The sequence below is a fragment of the Metabacillus sp. GQ13 genome, assembly GCF_059758525.1.
Genome location: NZ_JCAXET010000055.1, coordinates 1 through 310 on the forward strand (window position 1 = coordinate 1; position 310 = coordinate 310).

The 310-nt window shown below is 40.0% G+C and carries 1 rRNA gene; it reads left to right on the forward strand.

The features are described 5' to 3' along the window. Positions 1-115: 115 nt before the first annotated feature. Positions 116-231: ribosomal RNA gene (rrf, locus tag AC6CHR_RS25120) — 5S ribosomal RNA — on the forward strand. Positions 232-310 lie beyond the last annotated feature (79 nt).

The following is a 310-nucleotide window of genomic DNA, read 5'->3' on the forward strand; positions in this document are numbered from 1 at the left end:
CCTCAGTGAAACTTGAATTGTGAATCGTTATCTAGTTTTGAAGGAATATAAAAGTTTTTAAAAAAAACACTTGAAATATTCTTTTAAAATAGTATAATAATTCTTGTCACTAATGTCTGGTGATGATGGCGAAGAGGTCACACCCGTTCCCATGCCGAACACGGAAGTTAAGCTCTTCAGCGCCGATGGTAGTTGGGGGTCTCCCCCTGTGAGAGTAGGACGTCGCCAGGCAGAGTTAAGAATTATATTAATAAAATTACTTTAACTGGAGGATTAGCTCAGCTGGGAGAGCATCTGCCTTACAAGCAGA